The organism is Psychrobacter sp. Ps1 (assembly GCF_022129425.1).
GTDB lineage: Bacteria > Pseudomonadota > Gammaproteobacteria > Pseudomonadales > Moraxellaceae > Psychrobacter.
On the sequence record NZ_JADQAN010000004.1, the window covers coordinates 173,745 to 189,882 of the forward strand.

The 16,138-nt window shown below is 41.9% G+C and carries 18 protein-coding genes; 5 read left to right on the forward strand and 13 right to left on the reverse strand.

Annotated features, from left to right (window positions below):
• Positions 1 to 81 precede the first annotated feature (81 nt).
• The 8 genes from I3249_RS03245 to I3249_RS03280 all read right to left on the reverse strand — a co-directional run bounded on the left by I3249_RS03245 (position 82) and on the right by I3249_RS03280 (position 8,877).
• Positions 82 to 1,491: a cytochrome c gene (locus I3249_RS03245; protein WP_238068548.1), complete on the reverse strand. Its 1,410-nt coding sequence runs from the start codon at positions 1,489 to 1,491 to the stop codon at positions 82 to 84.
• Between the two features lie 102 nt (positions 1,492 to 1,593).
• Positions 1,594 to 2,208 carry a YceI family protein gene (locus I3249_RS03250; protein WP_238068550.1) on the reverse strand — a complete coding sequence of 205 codons (615 nt, stop codon included), beginning with the start codon at positions 2,206 to 2,208 and terminating at the stop codon, positions 1,594 to 1,596.
• 257 nt (positions 2,209 to 2,465) lie between these two features.
• On the reverse strand, positions 2,466 to 3,401 hold the full coding sequence (locus tag I3249_RS03255) for a PAP2 family lipid A phosphatase (protein WP_238068552.1): 936 nt from the start codon (positions 3,399 to 3,401) through the stop codon (positions 2,466 to 2,468).
• A 3-nt stretch (positions 3,402 to 3,404) separates the two neighbouring features.
• A complete protein-coding gene (locus tag I3249_RS03260; protein ID WP_238068554.1) occupies positions 3,405 to 3,878 on the reverse strand; it encodes a diacylglycerol kinase in 474 nt (157 codons plus the stop codon).
• A gap of 179 nt (positions 3,879 to 4,057) precedes the next feature.
• Positions 4,058 to 5,398, reverse strand: coding sequence for a HAMP domain-containing sensor histidine kinase (locus tag I3249_RS03265; protein ID WP_238068555.1), 1,341 nt, complete (start codon positions 5,396 to 5,398; stop codon positions 4,058 to 4,060).
• Positions 5,399 to 5,525: 127 nt separating this feature from the next.
• Entirely contained in the window at positions 5,526 to 6,221 is a 696-nt protein-coding gene (locus I3249_RS03270; RefSeq protein ID WP_238068556.1) for a response regulator transcription factor, read from the reverse strand.
• 106 nt (positions 6,222 to 6,327) lie between these two features.
• Positions 6,328 to 8,046 carry a phosphoethanolamine--lipid A transferase gene (locus I3249_RS03275; protein WP_238068557.1) on the reverse strand — a complete coding sequence of 573 codons (1,719 nt, stop codon included), beginning with the start codon at positions 8,044 to 8,046 and terminating at the stop codon, positions 6,328 to 6,330.
• Between the two features lie 141 nt (positions 8,047 to 8,187).
• Positions 8,188 to 8,877 carry a Crp/Fnr family transcriptional regulator gene (locus I3249_RS03280; RefSeq protein ID WP_238068558.1) on the reverse strand — a complete coding sequence of 230 codons (690 nt, stop codon included), beginning with the start codon at positions 8,875 to 8,877 and terminating at the stop codon, positions 8,188 to 8,190.
• Positions 8,878 to 8,962: 85 nt separating this feature from the next.
• Here I3249_RS03280 and I3249_RS03285 point away from each other — a divergent pair, with 85 nt between their 5' ends.
• The 3 genes from I3249_RS03285 to I3249_RS03295 all read left to right on the forward strand — a co-directional run bounded on the left by I3249_RS03285 (position 8,963) and on the right by I3249_RS03295 (position 11,410).
• Positions 8,963 to 9,754, forward strand: coding sequence for a class II aldolase/adducin family protein (locus I3249_RS03285; protein WP_228706760.1), 792 nt, complete (start codon positions 8,963 to 8,965; stop codon positions 9,752 to 9,754).
• Positions 9,755 to 9,761: 7 nt separating this feature from the next.
• Positions 9,762 to 10,634, forward strand: a complete 873-nt coding sequence (locus I3249_RS03290) for an alpha/beta hydrolase (RefSeq protein WP_238068559.1) — start codon at positions 9,762 to 9,764, stop codon at positions 10,632 to 10,634.
• Positions 10,635 to 11,092: 458 nt separating this feature from the next.
• Positions 11,093 to 11,410, forward strand: a complete 318-nt coding sequence (locus tag I3249_RS03295) for a barstar family protein (protein ID WP_238068560.1) — start codon at positions 11,093 to 11,095, stop codon at positions 11,408 to 11,410.
• Between the two features lie 154 nt (positions 11,411 to 11,564).
• On the opposite strand, the gene I3249_RS03300 is transcribed toward I3249_RS03295, so the two are convergent.
• Entirely contained in the window at positions 11,565 to 11,993 is a 429-nt protein-coding gene (locus I3249_RS03300; protein WP_238068561.1) for a hypothetical protein, read from the reverse strand.
• A 233-nt stretch (positions 11,994 to 12,226) separates the two neighbouring features.
• On the reverse strand, positions 12,227 to 13,000 hold the full coding sequence (gene truC / locus I3249_RS03305; RefSeq protein WP_238068562.1) for a tRNA pseudouridine(65) synthase TruC: 774 nt from the start codon (positions 12,998 to 13,000) through the stop codon (positions 12,227 to 12,229).
• A gap of 308 nt (positions 13,001 to 13,308) precedes the next feature.
• Here truC and I3249_RS03310 point away from each other — a divergent pair, with 308 nt between their 5' ends.
• A complete protein-coding gene (locus I3249_RS03310) occupies positions 13,309 to 14,247 on the forward strand; it encodes a pirin family protein (protein WP_238068564.1) in 939 nt (312 codons plus the stop codon).
• A gap of 211 nt (positions 14,248 to 14,458) precedes the next feature.
• Here the strand turns inward: I3249_RS03310 and I3249_RS03315 are convergent, their stop codons facing one another.
• Complete coding sequence (locus I3249_RS03315; RefSeq protein ID WP_102078430.1) at positions 14,459 to 14,737, reverse strand: peptidylprolyl isomerase; 279 nt, start codon at positions 14,735 to 14,737, stop codon at positions 14,459 to 14,461.
• Between the two features lie 273 nt (positions 14,738 to 15,010).
• A complete protein-coding gene (locus tag I3249_RS03320; RefSeq protein WP_346268574.1) occupies positions 15,011 to 15,223 on the reverse strand; it encodes a TetR family transcriptional regulator C-terminal domain-containing protein in 213 nt (70 codons plus the stop codon).
• 349 nt (positions 15,224 to 15,572) lie between these two features.
• Between I3249_RS03320 and I3249_RS03325 the strand changes: the two genes are divergently transcribed.
• Positions 15,573 to 15,896 (forward strand): DUF4172 domain-containing protein, encoded by a 324-nt coding sequence (locus I3249_RS03325; RefSeq protein ID WP_238068565.1) that lies wholly within the window; start codon positions 15,573 to 15,575, stop codon positions 15,894 to 15,896.
• Here the strand turns inward: I3249_RS03325 and I3249_RS03330 are convergent.
• On the reverse strand, positions 15,893 to 16,138 hold a 246-nt coding region (locus tag I3249_RS03330; RefSeq protein WP_238068567.1), incomplete at its 5' end, for a transposase. The genes I3249_RS03325 and I3249_RS03330 overlap by 4 nt on opposite strands.

A 16,138-nucleotide genomic window follows, 5' to 3' on the forward strand; every position in this document is an offset into this window, starting at 1 on the left:
TCGTGCTGGTCTTTGCCATATGATAAAAGGCGAAGATTAGAGCGCATTTTTTATAATTAGTTTTAATGCCAATTCTTAGGGTTAGCTTTTTTCTTTTATCACGCGTGTGACATCCGCCGCGCTGACATCGCTGTTGGGTAAACCACCAAAGGTGACTCGTACATAGTTAGTAATGCTAGCGATTTGTGCAGGGCTTAAATCTTTTGAGAACCTTGGCATTTTCGGTGCTGTGTTAAATGCCCCTTTTGCCCCGAAGGCAATCACGCCAATGAGTGCATCAGGTTTTACGCGGCGAATACTACTCAAACCAACGATGGAGGCATAGCGTGCATCGGGCTGAGCGTAACCATCGACGCCATGACAGCTGGCGCAATGGATGAGATATAAGTCTTTTGGCGAATTGCTATCATTTACATCGTGCGAGCTGATCATGCTATCTACACTAGTAACCGTCTCGGCTTTTGCCTGTGCCAAATAGTCTTTTTGCTCAAGTAAGTTATAAGTAATGGAGTTGCTGACTGGTTGCGGTAGACGAGAGACATTGACAGGTAGCAAATAATCATCGGTCTTAATGGCTGGAACGACTTTTAAATAGTCAGCCATCGCTATAAGGTCTTCGTCGGTGAGGTAGCGTGTACTATGCGCCACGGCTTCTGCCATTGGCCCGCCCGCGTAAGCGCGCTTATCAAGCGTGCCTGTACGCAGGTAAGTTACGATATCCATTTCGCTCCAAAGGCCAATACCTGTGTCGTTGTCAGGGGTAATATTTGGTGCAAACCATTTACCGAGTGGCGCCCCAGATAAGTAGCGGTCTTTATCAAGGCCTTGGGTTAGGTTGCGCGGCGTATGACAGGTGCCGCAGTGTTCTAAGTTATTGACCAGATATTCACCGCGTTGCTGGGTTTGCGTCAGTCCAGCACGGTTTTCGGTAGCGGGTACGTTGATGACATTCCACGCCAGCATCAAGCTACGGATATTTAATGGAAAAGGGAGTTGTGTGGTTTTTTCAGGGGGCTTGTCTACGATAGGGACTGTCTGAAAATAAGCGAATAAGGCACTGATGTCGTCATCTGTCATGCCATGATAGGACGGATAGGGCATTGCAGGATAAATCTGATGATTTGGCGCGCGTCCTTTGCGCAAGGCTTTTTTAAAATCGGCTTCAGTATAATTGCCAATACCATAGCGCGTCGATGGTGTGATATTAGTCGAATAGATATTGCCAATGGGCGTCTCAATCGGCACGCCGCCACTATAGTCTTCACGGTGGCAGGCCATACAGTCGGTGCTACGCGCCACGTAAGCACCTCGATTGGCAAGCGCACTATTAGCGGGGCTGACATTTGGTAAGGTTGTTCTACTAGGCAAAGTGTCCATTGGCAGACTGACCGTGTCTGCCATCACGACGGTAGACACTAAGCTGAATCCCAATGTCAGTGTTATTATCGAAGAAAATGACAATGCTGGCACGACGGCAGAAAGTGGCTTCATAATGTCCTTATGGTGCTGATTAATCATTGCTATTCCCTTTTTGAGCACTCTGCAAATCGCGACTGGTTACTATCAAAAAACAATGTTGCAATATTAAAATCGCTACTGCCTGGCGGCTTCGACTTTAATATTTAAGTTCAGGTTTTTGGTCAATCCAAACCAGACAAATTTGTTTATATTCCATTTGGTACGATCAAGCGTCGCGGTAAAATTGCCGCCGCATACTTCTTTTTTGAGACTGGGATTTGTGTCACATTCGAACTTAGTGGCAGTCAGGCTAATAGGGTAGGTCTTACCATGCAATGTCAGCTGACCATTTACTCGTATTAGCTGTGGATTTGTTCTGTCTTGATCAAAATACCATTTGGTTGACTTAAATTGCGCCAAAGGAAAAGTTTTTGCATCAAAAAAATCAGGCCCCGTTAGGCTTTTATTAAAAGAGGGGTTGCCGGTATTGAGTGAGTCTATCGGTATGATTAGTGAGATGTCACTTGTTTGTAGACTTGGGTCATATTGCAATTGACCTTTGATATTGTAAAAGCCACCAGTCGTGGCTGAACTCTTGAAGCGTTCGATAGCAAATCGAATATGAGTGCTGGCAGGATTAATAGCGTAACTGGCAGCTTGACTGCTATTTGCAGTGCCTACGAGTAGCAATGGAATGGTCAAAGAAGAATAGATATGTGATGGTTTTGGCCTAATAGACAACAAGCGCATAGCCACATTCCTTTACCGGCTATTGATATAGAGGAGCTTATTCACAAGCGCTATCCGTGCGTTTGCTTAACAATAAGCCAGTGATTGTTTATTATTTATACAGGGTTTTTCAAATACTTAGTAGTGCTATTTTAGTAAAGAGATAACGAACAACTCTGTCATGCCCGAACGTCAGTTCCAAGTATTGAAGCTAAGTACTGATACCTAATTATTGAAGCTGAGTACTGATGCATAGGTACTGAACCTAAGTGCTGACTTTAAGTATTAGAGTGTTCAATGCTAGACAAGCTAAGACCAGTATGTCCTTTATCATCGCTGATTCTGTGTGTTTTATTCTTAATCGATTGTTTGAAAAATAGGGCTGCGAGCGCACAAGCTATCGTTAATGACAGCAGCATTGAGACTAATGTATGGCTAAAGAAATGATCGCCAAACAGCATTTTATACAGTCCCATTGTCCAACCCAAAATGGTTACTGATATGCCTATCTGATAGCGGTATTTTCTTAGTGTCGGTAAAAAAGCCAGTCCATATAAAGAAAACCCTGCGCTGGCGTGAGCCGCTGGGAAGCATCTGGCAGGCGTTGCTGCTACGATGTTTTGCCAAAGATTGAGGTAGGGCAAATCCCCATTAAAAATAACCAAGTCATTTGGGCAACTAACATGGGTGACGCCTTTGAGCGTGGCAATAGTAGCAGGTACAATCGCCAATATCATCAGTAGGTAGCCAATCTCGCGTATAGGTAAAGGAAGCAGAAATTTATCAAGTTTATTATGACTGGGCTTACTGAGATTTAGCTTATTGCAGTTTAGGGCAGTAGCATTAAGCCTTGACTGTCTGTACTTGATGATTAAAACCGCTATGAGGTAGACAGCCAATAGAATCAATAATGCTTTGGGCAAATCATAAAAAATAAATGCATAAGGCTGCGCACCTTTTTCGAGTAGCCAGTGACCATTGTTGTAAAAAAGCTCACTGATGCGTACATCTAATTGGCTATGCTCAAAAACCAAGGTGGCCATGATGGTCACGCACAGTAGTTTTAGCCAGTCCCAAGTCATTGCGTTGTTTTCTGAAGTTATGACTACACCTGATAACGTATATGCGATGTTGATAGATCCTAATACGACCTTCGTTTTATTATTTAAGATAGTGCTAGCAACGCGTTTCGCTCTTAGGCGAGTGATCGCCATGCTTTAATAAAATAGAGCAGATAATGCCATTACCCATAAAACCATTAACAAACATAAAGACAAAAACTGTGCCGCAGAGCCAACATCTTTTGCGATTTTTGCGAGCGGGTGTTTGGCGGTTGAAGTATGGTCAACACAGGCTTCAATTCCTGTATTGAGCAGCTCGACAATCAAAGACAAAAAAGAAGCGACGACCAGCATCATTTTTATACCAAGCGCAAAAGGCATAACGATGACAGCAGCCAGCAGTACAAGATTGAGCCACAAAACTTGTCTAAAAGCCGCTTCAAATTTATATGCGGCCTTAAAGCCATCTATAGAGTAACCAATGGCTTTGATAATGCGGAGGATTCCCGCTTTACCTTTGGCATGACTTGCGAAGCTATCAGCCGCGAGTGCATTATCATGTGCTGTTTGGTTGACAGAACTATGCTCGGCTAACGGCTCTATAAGGTTGGTATGAGTAATTTGCTTCATATGGCATTCTTAACGGTCTATTAAAATTAAGATAGCCTGAGTATAAGACGGGAGAGGTTAAGAAAACGTTAAGAGGATATAGATGGATAAGAATAAAGCGTAATGGGTGTTTAAATTTTTCATTTCCCAATCAGTAATCAATGATTAGGAAATGAAGATGTCTTTGGATTATCATAAGGTTATTTATAATAAATACTAAAGGTGCTACCACCTGAGCGATTGGCTTGGTGAGTGAGCTGCCAGCCCATATGTGACATGATACGCTGGACGATACTGAGCCCTAGACCTGACCCTTCAACCTTATGTTTTGTCTCATGCTCTGACAACAGGATTGTTTGCTCGTCTTTATACTGAGACTCTAATCGCTCAAACCGTTCATAGAGTAAAGGCATCATCGCCTCAGGAATACCTAAGCCAGTATCAGTTACCGTGATTTTTTCGTCATCGATAGTAATGGCTACTTCGCCATCATCGGTATATTGAAACGCATTTTTTATGAGGTTGCCTAGTGCCATTTTTAGGAGTTCGGGGCGTACGTAAGCGCTATATTCCTGCTCAGCAATTATCTGACAAGTGACAGACTTATACCGCAGCAAGTACTTTAGGCGCTGCATTTCTGCTAAAGCGATATTGTTAATAGAGGTTTGCGGTGCGTCTAACTTTTCAGGCGCGCGCGATAGTAGAAGCAGGGCGGTGATAATCTCAGAAGTTTCTTTGGCAGTAGTGCTGATGCGATTGGTAAATTCATTTAAGTGGCTGTCAGCGTCTAATTGCGAGGCCAATACCTCGGAAGCCCCCATGATGATAGTCAACGGTGTGCGTAACTCGTGGCTGACATCACCAGTAAACAGTTGCTCGCGCTTGAGATATTGCTCTAACTTGTGGTTTTTCTCATCGATAGCCCGTGCCAAGACACCAACCTCAGACGGCAAATGTGTTAAATCGCTTAAGTTGTGATGGTCGGTTTCGACAGCTCGCTTCAAATCCAATAGAGGCTTGATGATTTGTTTGGAAGACAACTGAGAGAAGATAGCGGCGATAAGTAAGCTTAAAATAACGGCTACTTTTAGCGTATCTGCAAATATGTCTTCTAGGTGCTCAAATATCGCCAAGACTGGATAATTTTCCATTACCATTTCTGTGTTTTCTAGGTAAGTCAAAATATAGGTTTGACCATCTTGAGTATAGGCGAAAAGATGCAGGTTGGCATGACCTGCTCCAGAGGTTTTACTAACAGTGACAGAAGTCTCTTGTACCGTGTCATTGGCTATCATTTGTAAACTGGCAGGTGCTTTATCATAGCGATAAATCTTGATACCTGGTTCGGCGACATAAATAGGTTGGTCACCGTACTTTTCTTGACTGAGTTCTAGCTGCTGCAATAGGCGAGCCTTGACCAAATCTTGCTCTATTCGGCTCTCCGCGTACAAGAAAATACTGACAAAAGCTGCGCACAGTAATAACGCGAATATGAAGTAAGACAGTCTGAACTTATTGGCTATCGAGTCTATATTGAGCATGGCATGAGACAACTTAATAGAAAAAGGCGATATATAGCTGGGCGATATATAATAGAGCGACAAATACGATACGGTCAGTCGATTAGTAAATTGGATAAGGTTTATTCAATTCATAATGCAATCATGACTACGCGCTTGCTGATTTATTAGGGTCAACAATTTGATAACCCACGCCAGGTACTGTGACTATCATAGGTGTGTCAAATGGCTTATCAACCTGCGCCCGTACGCTATGCATATGGGTGCGCAGTGCATCACTACTGGGTATGTCTAGTCCCCATACCTTTTCTTCAATCTCAGTTTTACTGACGACTCTAGGCGCTGCGCTCATTAGAATGTGCAATATTTTAAACCCAGTTGGGGTGAGCTTCAGTGATTGTCCCTCACGCATAATAGTATGCTCACTGTTGTTCAAGGATAGTGTTCCGACGGCAATACTGTGGGCAAAATGATCGTCCTCATGGCGACGTATGAGCGCTTTGATACGGCACTCCAGCTCAACCAACGAAAACGGCTTAACCAAATAATCATCAGCGCCGCTATCAAACCCAGCCACTTTATCCAAGATTGTATCGCGAGCCGTGAGCATTAGCACAGGCGTTTTGTCATGCAACTCTTCTCTGAGTTTTTTACACAGCTGCGTGCCATCCATACCCGGTAACATCACATCTAGCAGTATCACATCATAACGGTTGTTTGAGGCAAGTGTTAGCCCGCTATAACCATTATGTGCGTTGTCCAACTCAAAGCCTTTTGGCTCAAAAAAAGCATAAATATTGGCCACGATATCGGGGTTGTCTTCAATAACGAGTATCTTGTACATGATGCTGACCTAAAAAATAGTGGTTACCTAAAAGGACTGAACGATATAAAAACGTAGGTAGAGAGCTGTTTTAATAAATTATTTGGAATAACTCACTTTTAACCAATCAATTAGAATGGGACAGTTTGAAAAGGGTTGCTTTACCTTTGACTTCATCGGTCGTAATACCAAAAAAGCTAAGCAATGTCGGCGTAATAAAATCGTGTGACACTGGCTGATTTACCATACTAGAAAGACTTTCAGTATCGATGTTATTACTGTCTGGTGACCAAATGACTGCGGGCACGTGTTTTTGGCTATCTGGTGCGAACTTATAGGGCAAGCCGTGCAGGTAGATATTATTTTCACCCAAACTCTCTCCATGATCACTAATATATACCATTACCACATCATAATCTTGTTCGTAAGATTTTAAGGTATCGATCACGTTATTCAAAAAGTGATCAGTATAGCGAATCGCATTATCGTAGCCATTTATCACAGACTGAGCATCGCATTTGGATAGCTCATTGGTCATGCAAACAGGATTATATTTTTCAAATGCTTTGGGATAGCGCTGATAATAGGCGGGGCCATGATTGCCCATTTGATGCAGCAAAATAAGTGTGTCTTTCGGCATTTCTTTCTGTGAGCTGCCTGACTTTACAAGTTCATCAAAACCATCAAGCATACCGATATCTCGGCATTCGACATCACAGTTCGGATTGGTATCAGCCGTTTTGTAGTCTTCAAAAGTAACACGATCAGCCACGCCTTTTGAGCTAGAGTTGTTGTCTCGCCAAATGACATTGATCCCTTGCTTGCTTAGCGTATCGAGTACGTTTTCATTGTACTTGGCGGTATCGATATCGTAGTCTGCTCGATTTGCATAGCTGAACATGCAGGGTACGGAGTAGGCCGTAGAGGTGCCGCAAGAGACAGCATTCTGAAAACTATAGAGGTCTGATTGTTTTGAGAGCAGCGGTGTGGTGTTGCGTGTATAGCCATTTAAACCGAAGTGATCAGCGCGAGCCGTTTCCCCAACCACAAACACCATTAGTTTAGGTTTAGCACTGCCATTCACACTATTAGCAGCTGCCACGCGTTTCGCATCTATCGCATGTAGCGTGAAAGTATCAGGACGCCGCAGCTCATTGACATAGTTTTCGCCAAGTTTGATCGTAGAGTAAATAGGCGTGATCGGGTTGGCATAAGAGCGAACTTGTTTATGTTGACGAAAGAAACTGGCGTACTGGTCACCAAACGGCAAAATACAAACTGCGATCAGTGCGATAGACAGTGTCAAGGTGGCTGTTTTTTGTAGTATGCCTCGCTGCCACGTAGAGCGTTTCAGACGAATTTTGCTAATGATAAATGCTGGTAACACGCCTAATATCAGCAGTCGAATAACCATGCTAGGGGCAAACAACCCCATCGCCTCTGCTTGATCGGTCTCCAGACTGTTGATCAGCATGTTGGTGTCAAATATTGTCCCATAAGCATCGGTAAAATAACCGCAGATGGCAGCGATAATCAGCAGCGCAATCAATACTGGTTTGGCAATTGGGCGATAGCACAGTAGCTGTAATACCAGCCACATCAGTCCAAATAACAAACCTGTGATGGAGAGTATAAAACCCATGTTTGTGCTAAATGGATAGACATCTAGCACCTGCTCAAAGAACGCAATATTTGCAGTCGCTACCAAATATAAAGCCACAATGAAAATAAGATAACTGAGACTTATCTCACGATTATAGAGCTTACTAAGGTAGCTGGTCTTTGTATTGGCGTTGGGTGCGTTGATTTTTAGCACATTGGTCTTGATGATTTGAGGTATGGACATACAGATACTTCTCAACAGATGGTAGGAAACGTCATTCCTTACCATAGCAAGTGGTCTGTTAAGAAGATGTTAAGGCAGTTGATGCTAACTATCATAAGTTAGATGATGAGGTGTTTTCTGAGATAATTTTATATATTCAAGTCAGGCAGGATCCATCATTGCCATCAACTGAGATTTGTCCTTTATAGTGATAAAACCATAGTGCATATTGATAAGGTACTGCTTTTGCCATGATTGAATGATTTTATTGATGGTTTGTCTGGTAGTACCAAGCATAAAGCCTAGCTCTTCTTGCGATAAGCGCAGATCTATTTTGATATCGTCTCCTATTTGCTGTCCATAAGTGTCGATCAGTCCAATCAGCATGCTAGCCAATCGCGCTGAGGTATTGAGTGAGGTAGCATCGTCAATCCAATCAAATGCTCGGCGAATCCGCTGGCAAGTTATAAGCGCCAGATGCTTGTATAAAATAGGATGCAACTGCGCTGTCTGAATGACTAGGTTTCTAGGGATTGAGATTAGCGTTACTTTGTTAATCGTCCACGCATCATGGGTGCGAGGATTGTCATCTATGATAGATATCTCACCAAACCACTCGCCACTAGATAGATGCGCCAGTGTCATAGCATGGCCACTAGCGCTCACATTACAGACTCTAATCGTACCCGACACGACAAAGTGTAGCGCCGCATCATCGCTATCACCGATGGCATGAATCATTTGACCTTTTTGGTATACCTTTAACACCGCATCGCCTGCCAGTAGCGGCTGCACAATGGCTGGTAATTGACTAAACCATGGGTCGTTATTTAAATAATGATTGATATTCATAAGTGTAATGTTTTTGACAGATTTGGTTTTATGAAATGGTGTAAAGTAATTATTCAGGATATCTAACACAGTAAAGGAATACACCATGCAAGCAACTATGCAAACCGCAACATCGACCGATTCAACCTCGAGTGTACACCATAATATGAGCGAACAAGAGTGGCAGATGCGCGTAAATCTTGCCGCCTGTTATCGAATGATTGCTTCTTATGGTTGGGATGATTTGGTATTCACTCATATCTCTGCGCGCGTACCAGGTACTGAGGATGAATTTTTAATCAATCCGTATGGCATGTTATTCGAAGAGATTACCGCCTCTAGTCTGGTTAAGGTTAACAAAGCAGGCGAAAAAGTAGCACCATCAGAGTTTGACGTAAATCCAGCTGGATTTATCATTCACAGTGCTGTGCATGAAGCTCGTGATGATGCGCATTGCGTCATTCATCTGCACACAAATGATGGCGTTGCCGTCTCAGCACAAGAAAAAGGCCTGCTACCTATCTCTCAACAATCATTATTTCCACTATCTAACTTGGCATACCACGACTACGAAGGTGTCGCCTTAAACCCTGAAGAAAAGGTTCGTTTGGTTGCCGATTTGGGTGATGCTCACTTTATGATTTTGCGTAACCATGGTCTGCTCACCTGTGCCGATACGGTTGCCAATGCGTTCTTATACATGTATATCATGCAAAGAGCGTGTGAGATTCAGATCAAAGCACAGAGCGGGGGCGGTGCATTGACGCCAATACCAGCACAAATATTGGCCGGTATCCAAGCGGCATCTGAGCAAGTGACCCGAGGCGCAAATGGTGATATCGCATGGCCTGCGTTACTAAGAAAACTGCGCCGTACTGACCCATCATTTGAGGAGTAAGTCTCTAATGATAACTCTTGATGAGTGGCAACGGCAGGGGCAATATGAATCCATTCATGGGCATCAAATATTCACTCGGTATGCAGGGGATAAGAGTGCGCCTGCATTGCTATTGATTCACGGTTATCCTAGTGCCAGTTGGGACTGGGAGGGCATGTGGGATGCGCTAACCGAGCACTATTATGTCATCACACTCGATATGCTAGGGTTTGGGTTATCAGATAAACCCAAAAACGCGCGCTATCTAATCAGTGAACAGGCTGATATTTATCAAGTTGTTTTGCAAAAACTGGACGTCAGTGATTATCATATCTTAGCGCATGACTATGGTGATACGGTAGCTCAGGAGTTGCTAGCCAGACAAGTTGAGGATAGTGCTGAGATACACATTGCTAGCGTATGCTTCTTAAACGGTGGCCTGTTTCCTGAAACGCACAAACCTATCTTGGTGCAGAAGCTACTGCTATCGCCATTAGGACCTCTGGTGTCAAAACTGATTAATAAGCAGAAATTTGCGGGCAGCTTACAACGGATATTTGGCCCTGACACGCAGCCCACAGTAAAGGTGATAGATACGCTATGGCAGCTGTTAAATCACAATGATGGATTGGGTGTGATGCATAAGCTGATTAACTATATGCCCCAACGTCAGCAGTACCGCGAGCGATGGGTAGGCGCGATTATCAACAGTACTGTACCTGTGAAATTGATCGCAGGCGCCAAAGATCCTATCTCAGGACAGCATATGATTGATCGTTATCGTCAACTGATACCCAATGCTGATATAACCAATATGCCTATGTTAGGTCATTATCCGCAGATAGAGGATGCAGCGGCAATCACAGCGGCTTATCTACAATTTAGACGCAGTATTCTGTAAATACAGTTCAATCTAACAAACGCAGGGCATCAAATGGTGCTCTGCGTTTTTTTATACTCTCATCCTCTTCTAACTCTTAAAACAATGCATAAGTCTAAATGAGACTAATATCCGTGAGGGTAGTCACAGAGCTGTGCAAAAGGTTTTTGATAAAATGATCACCAAAAAACGGCGAGTTATCATTAAGTGGCCTATATGCGCAGTGCTACAAGATATTGATGACTTGATAAAAAGATATTTTGAAAAACTTGAGGTTTTGGAGCGTAGTCTAAGAGACTATTTTTTAAGTATATTATGAGAATATAAAGTACTCGAGTAAAACCTAACAGATATAACTATCCTTAAAAGCTGTTATAAGTGGTTCCATTATACCAGTCTGTTTTAAGTAGTCTGTTAATAGGCTTAAAGGGTGAAATAACTGGTTTCGTTGGGGTATACTTAAAAAATGGTGATAATATATGGAAATGGCTATAGATTTCAAAGATGTTGATACAGTGGACAGAATGCACAAAAAATTAAAGCATGCTTTCGGCTTTCCAAACTTTTATGGAGCTAATATTCACGCTTTAATTGACTGCTTAGGCGACATACGATATCCAGAATACGGCATGTCAGAGGTCATTATAGGAGAAAATGAAGTGTTAAATCTAACAATCAAAAATTTTCCTTATGAAAATAAATTAATTATTAATATTTTTTTTTCTGCAATAAAATATGTAAATAAGAAGTCTATTAACCGTCATGAAACTCCTTCAATACATTTGATACTAATTTAGGTCAACTAATAAGTGACCCCTATTGTTAATCTCGTAGAAACTAACTTGAAAGATTTTAATCGTACCTCTTAATTATAATGAACTACTCCAACGATTTCATAGTCATTAAGTTTATATCTAACACTAGCAGTTCGATGTCTGTATAGCGCACCAATCACGAATTGATAATAGCCAAAGCTTTTTCATTTTCAGGTTCTAATGATAGAAGCTTAGCTGCATAATACTTCTTTTGCTCTTCAGTCAATATAAAATCAGGTGCTTGCCCAAAACATAATATGCCATCTAGTAAGGAAGCATCCTTCGGATCTAACTCATGAGCTTGAATGTAATAATATAAGGCGGATAAATTAGCACCGTCTAAATGAGGTAAGAAAGCCGTACATAATATTCCTAATTGTACATACCAAAAAGAAGTGTGTTTTTTCTTTGCAATCTCATCTAAAAGGGTTATCAGATAAACCCCATAATCATCGGCATTGTATATCATGAATGCTGTTAAACTATCCTGATCCTCATCCAATGCCGTAATGTAATCTATAATTTTATTGTGTGGTAGAAGACGTGATAATTTATACCTTTCCATTTTAATCTCCAGTAACTTAGACGGTTTCTGTAACTCTATTAAGAGCAATAGCGCTTCTACTAAATAAAAATCCAAAAGCTCACTGTATGTACACAACGAAGTACATTGATAATACTTCAGTGAGAAAAATCGTTGATCCCACTAGCCCACAGCTTAGTGTTCAAGCCCTCACTAGGGAACCGAACCTTTAGCAGCCGTATTTTGGCTTTTTTCACTGACTATTTTAGATAAGTTTAGGCTTTAGCGCTGTCTACCCAAGAGAATTCTTCTAAGATACGCATCCATTGATCGTCTAATCCCGCCTTTAGTACTAGTGGCTCACCAGTGACGGGGTGGCTGAGCGCCAAAGTCTGAGCATGCAGCAACATACGCGTGCAATCATAGTGAGTACGAAAAAATCGTGTATGACGTATATCGCCGTGACTGGTATCACCCACGATGTGATGGAATACATGTCTCATATGCCGACGCAGCTGATGTTTGCGTCCAGTTTCAGGCGTTAAGCGCACCAGACTGTAGCGGCTAGTGGCATGCTTTTTTGATACTGCAAATGGCAGCTCAACTTGTGCCAAACTCTGCCAGTGAGTCACCGCTTCTTGAGCAGGTTTATCTAAGTTCGCAAATTTATCGGCAATGGCATCAGGCTTAAAGCTTAACGCATAATCAACAGTACCTTGTTCAGACATAAAGCCACGCACCACGGCCACATATTGCTTGGTCACTTTGCGTTCAGTAAACGCTTCGGTAAGGCTACGTGCCACAGCTGAACTCTTGGCAAATAACAATACACCTGATGTGGGTTTGTCTAACCGATGCACTGGAAACACATGACAGCCTACCGCATCACGGGTGAGCTGCATGGCAAAGCGTGTCTCACCTTTGTCCAGCCAACTGCGATGCACCAACAGACCAGCTTCTTTATTAATCGCTACTATATACTCATCTTCATAGATAATTTCTATTTGATCAGCAGTATTGCCTTCGATATCCATGTTTTCTGTGCTCATATTTTAGATGCGTCAATTATATATCCTTTTTATTGTACCTGTAGTGGCATAATAAATTTAGATAGTGATGCAGAGAAAATACGCGGTATACAAAGGAACGATGATAAAAATTAACCATATCGGCTAAAAAATACCCGCAACGGCGTTTATATCTTTACCGTTAGCAGAAGCGTTAATATAAATAGTAAAACGCTAAATGATAAGATGTCAGCTGCCGATGTATTGAGCATGGAAGTACCAACAACCATTCAACACTTTTCTACGCTCATTATTTGTAATATATGGAGTATCAAGAAAGGAGTAGGTTTATGAGTATTCAAACGTTTGAGCCAAAGCTGGCTGATGTCGGCGGTATTCCAATCGCACGTTTATTACCCAATAAAGGCAAAAAACCGATCGGTGCGTGGTGCTTTTTAGATCATGCAGGTCCTGCTGATTTTGGTGAAGATGACGAAGGGATGCAAGTGGGTCGCCATCCGCATACTAATTCGCAGACTTTCAGCTGGATGCTAAATGGTGAAGTGCTGCATAAAGACAGTTTGGGCAATGAGCAAGTTATTACCAAAAACCAAGTTAATGTCATGACTGCAGGTACGGGTCTGCACCAAGGTATCAGTCATACAGAACAAAGTGTCTTTCCAGATACGGGTGGTTCCGAAAATGCCGAACGTGGTATCAGTATGGTGCAGCTATGGATTGCGCTTCCCACTGACCAGAAGATTGAGCGCAGCTTTCATCATTATCCTGAGCTACCAACGTGGAGCGAGGATAACGTAGAGATGATACTGACAACAGGCAGTTATACCAATACAACAGGTGAGACATTTGAGGCGCCTACCATTCAGTATTCTAGACTGGTTGGTATAGATGTGTACTTCAAGCAAGATTGCGAAGCGACATTGAATTTAGAGCCAGGCTTTGAGTACGGTATCTTGGTTTCAGAAGGAGAGGTAGGGTCCGAAGGCAAGGTTTGTCAGCAAGACCAGTTATTCCGTTTTCATAATAGCGATATTGCTAATAACAAAAGTATTAAGCTGGCTGCCAAAAAGGGCACACGTATCATGTTCATTGGCGGCGAACCGCTGAATAACCAAGTACTAATGTGGTGGAACTTTGTAGCTGATAACAAAGCTGAGATTGAACAGTCTATTGTTGATTGGAATAATGGTCATGAGCGTTTCGGTAATGTTGACTCTGATATGAAGCGCTTGCCTGCACCTGAACTACCGAAAGGTTTTAAAGGCTGATTACAACTTATCTCGCCCCTCACTATTTCACCTTAGCTCGTAGAAAACTGCTTAAGTAAAATAAGGGGAGTTTGACGTAAGGATTAGAAAGGGTAGGTCGACCAAAAATCAAATCCTGATTCGCACATAATTACCACGATATTAAAGCATATATGAATCAGGACAATATTTGAGATATAGCTCAGGTGGCTTACAATCAGAGCTTCAACGCTTAAGTTCTATAAAGGACTTTTACGACATGCCAGCCAAATTTGGTCTTTACTAAATGCGGGGTAAATAGTTCGCCGGTAAAGCAAACCTTATCGAATGGCCCTACCATATCACCTTTGCCAAACTCGCCTAAGCTGCCACCTTTTTTACCTGATGGGCAGGTTGAGTATCGCTTGGCCAGTACATCAAACTTAGCACCTTTTTTAAGCTTGGCAATAATGTCCTCAGCCTGTTCTTTATGTTTTACTAAAATGTGCAATGCGCTAGCGGTACGAGCCATAATGTAACCCTTTTATAAAATATCGATTATCAAGACATTATATCACTACTTACTTTGGTTGCTAACCTCACTTGTAGGTGCTGAGTTCTCCCAAGTCATCCTCATACAATCGTGACTAAAGGGGTTAGAGAAAAGAAATTTTAGTCATGTAATGTTTTATTTAAACTACAGTCTTTATTTAAATTACAGTCCTTAAATGACGGACATAAAAAAAGCCTCAATCTTTAGATTGGGGCTTTCCTCATTGGGTAGCTGTACTTTACTAATGTCAAATCACGGAATCAAACTATCTACCAGAAGTTGAATGCTAGTGTTTAATGCCTCATTAGCGAACTTTTTATTTCTCAAGCTATGATTACACACTGCTTCAGTTTGCGTAGAAAAATCAGAATAGTGCTGAGTGACTGCCCAAATATGAAAAATTAAATGGATGGCAGACACGGACTTAATCTTGTTATCTGCAATCCAGCCATCAATCACTGCCACCTTTTCACGAAGCCTCTACCATGTCAAAGTAGGTCGACTAAAGTACATGTTGTGACAATGTCTTACATGTATTGATATATATAGCCTGTATATATTGTACGACTGAATAATTACAATGTAAATTGTAATAGAATAAAATTTAACTCGTATTTAGGCACTGTGTTTTTATAGTATTTTTACCTCTACTCAAGCCCTTATTAGAATAAAAAATATGTGTGTTCGTTGAAAATCTATTCTTATTGCATCTACTATTGTCATTTTTGAGTTTCTACGTATTGTTTCTACTACTTATTCTCTGCATATTATAAGGAGATTACTGTCCTAATCTCTGCATATTTCTGAGGAACATATGAAGCATGTTACTTATATTCATGAACATCTAAACTGGACTGAATGGCAATGGTCGGACAAAAAGCTATTGCCACTTGTTAGTCGTGTGCGGATATTACAAGGCCATTTACTAGGAAAGCTGCTAACACTAGGGTTCGATCTGAATGTTGAGGCACAATTAGATGCGGTGACCTTAGAGATTATCAAAACTTCTGAGATAGAAGGTGAGACACTAAATGATGAGCAGGTTCGTTCTTCAGTTGCGCGGCATTTAGGGCTGAATAATGCCAGTATGCCAACCAATACTCGAGACCATCCCAGATTCTGTGTAACTGCCATTTAGATTAAATGCTTACTAATACGGTCATCAAACATAATCATAAAGCGATTCAGAGCAGACGTCCAGTTACGGATTGGCATCGACCACTTTTTGGATGCCTGCTGGGTGGCTAAGTACACCACTTTAAATGCAGCCTGATCAGAGGGGAACACCTTACGCTTATTCACCGCCGTCCGAATCACGCTGTTTAGCGACTCAATAGCATTGGTGGTATATATGACTTTTCTGATGTCTTTAGGGTAATT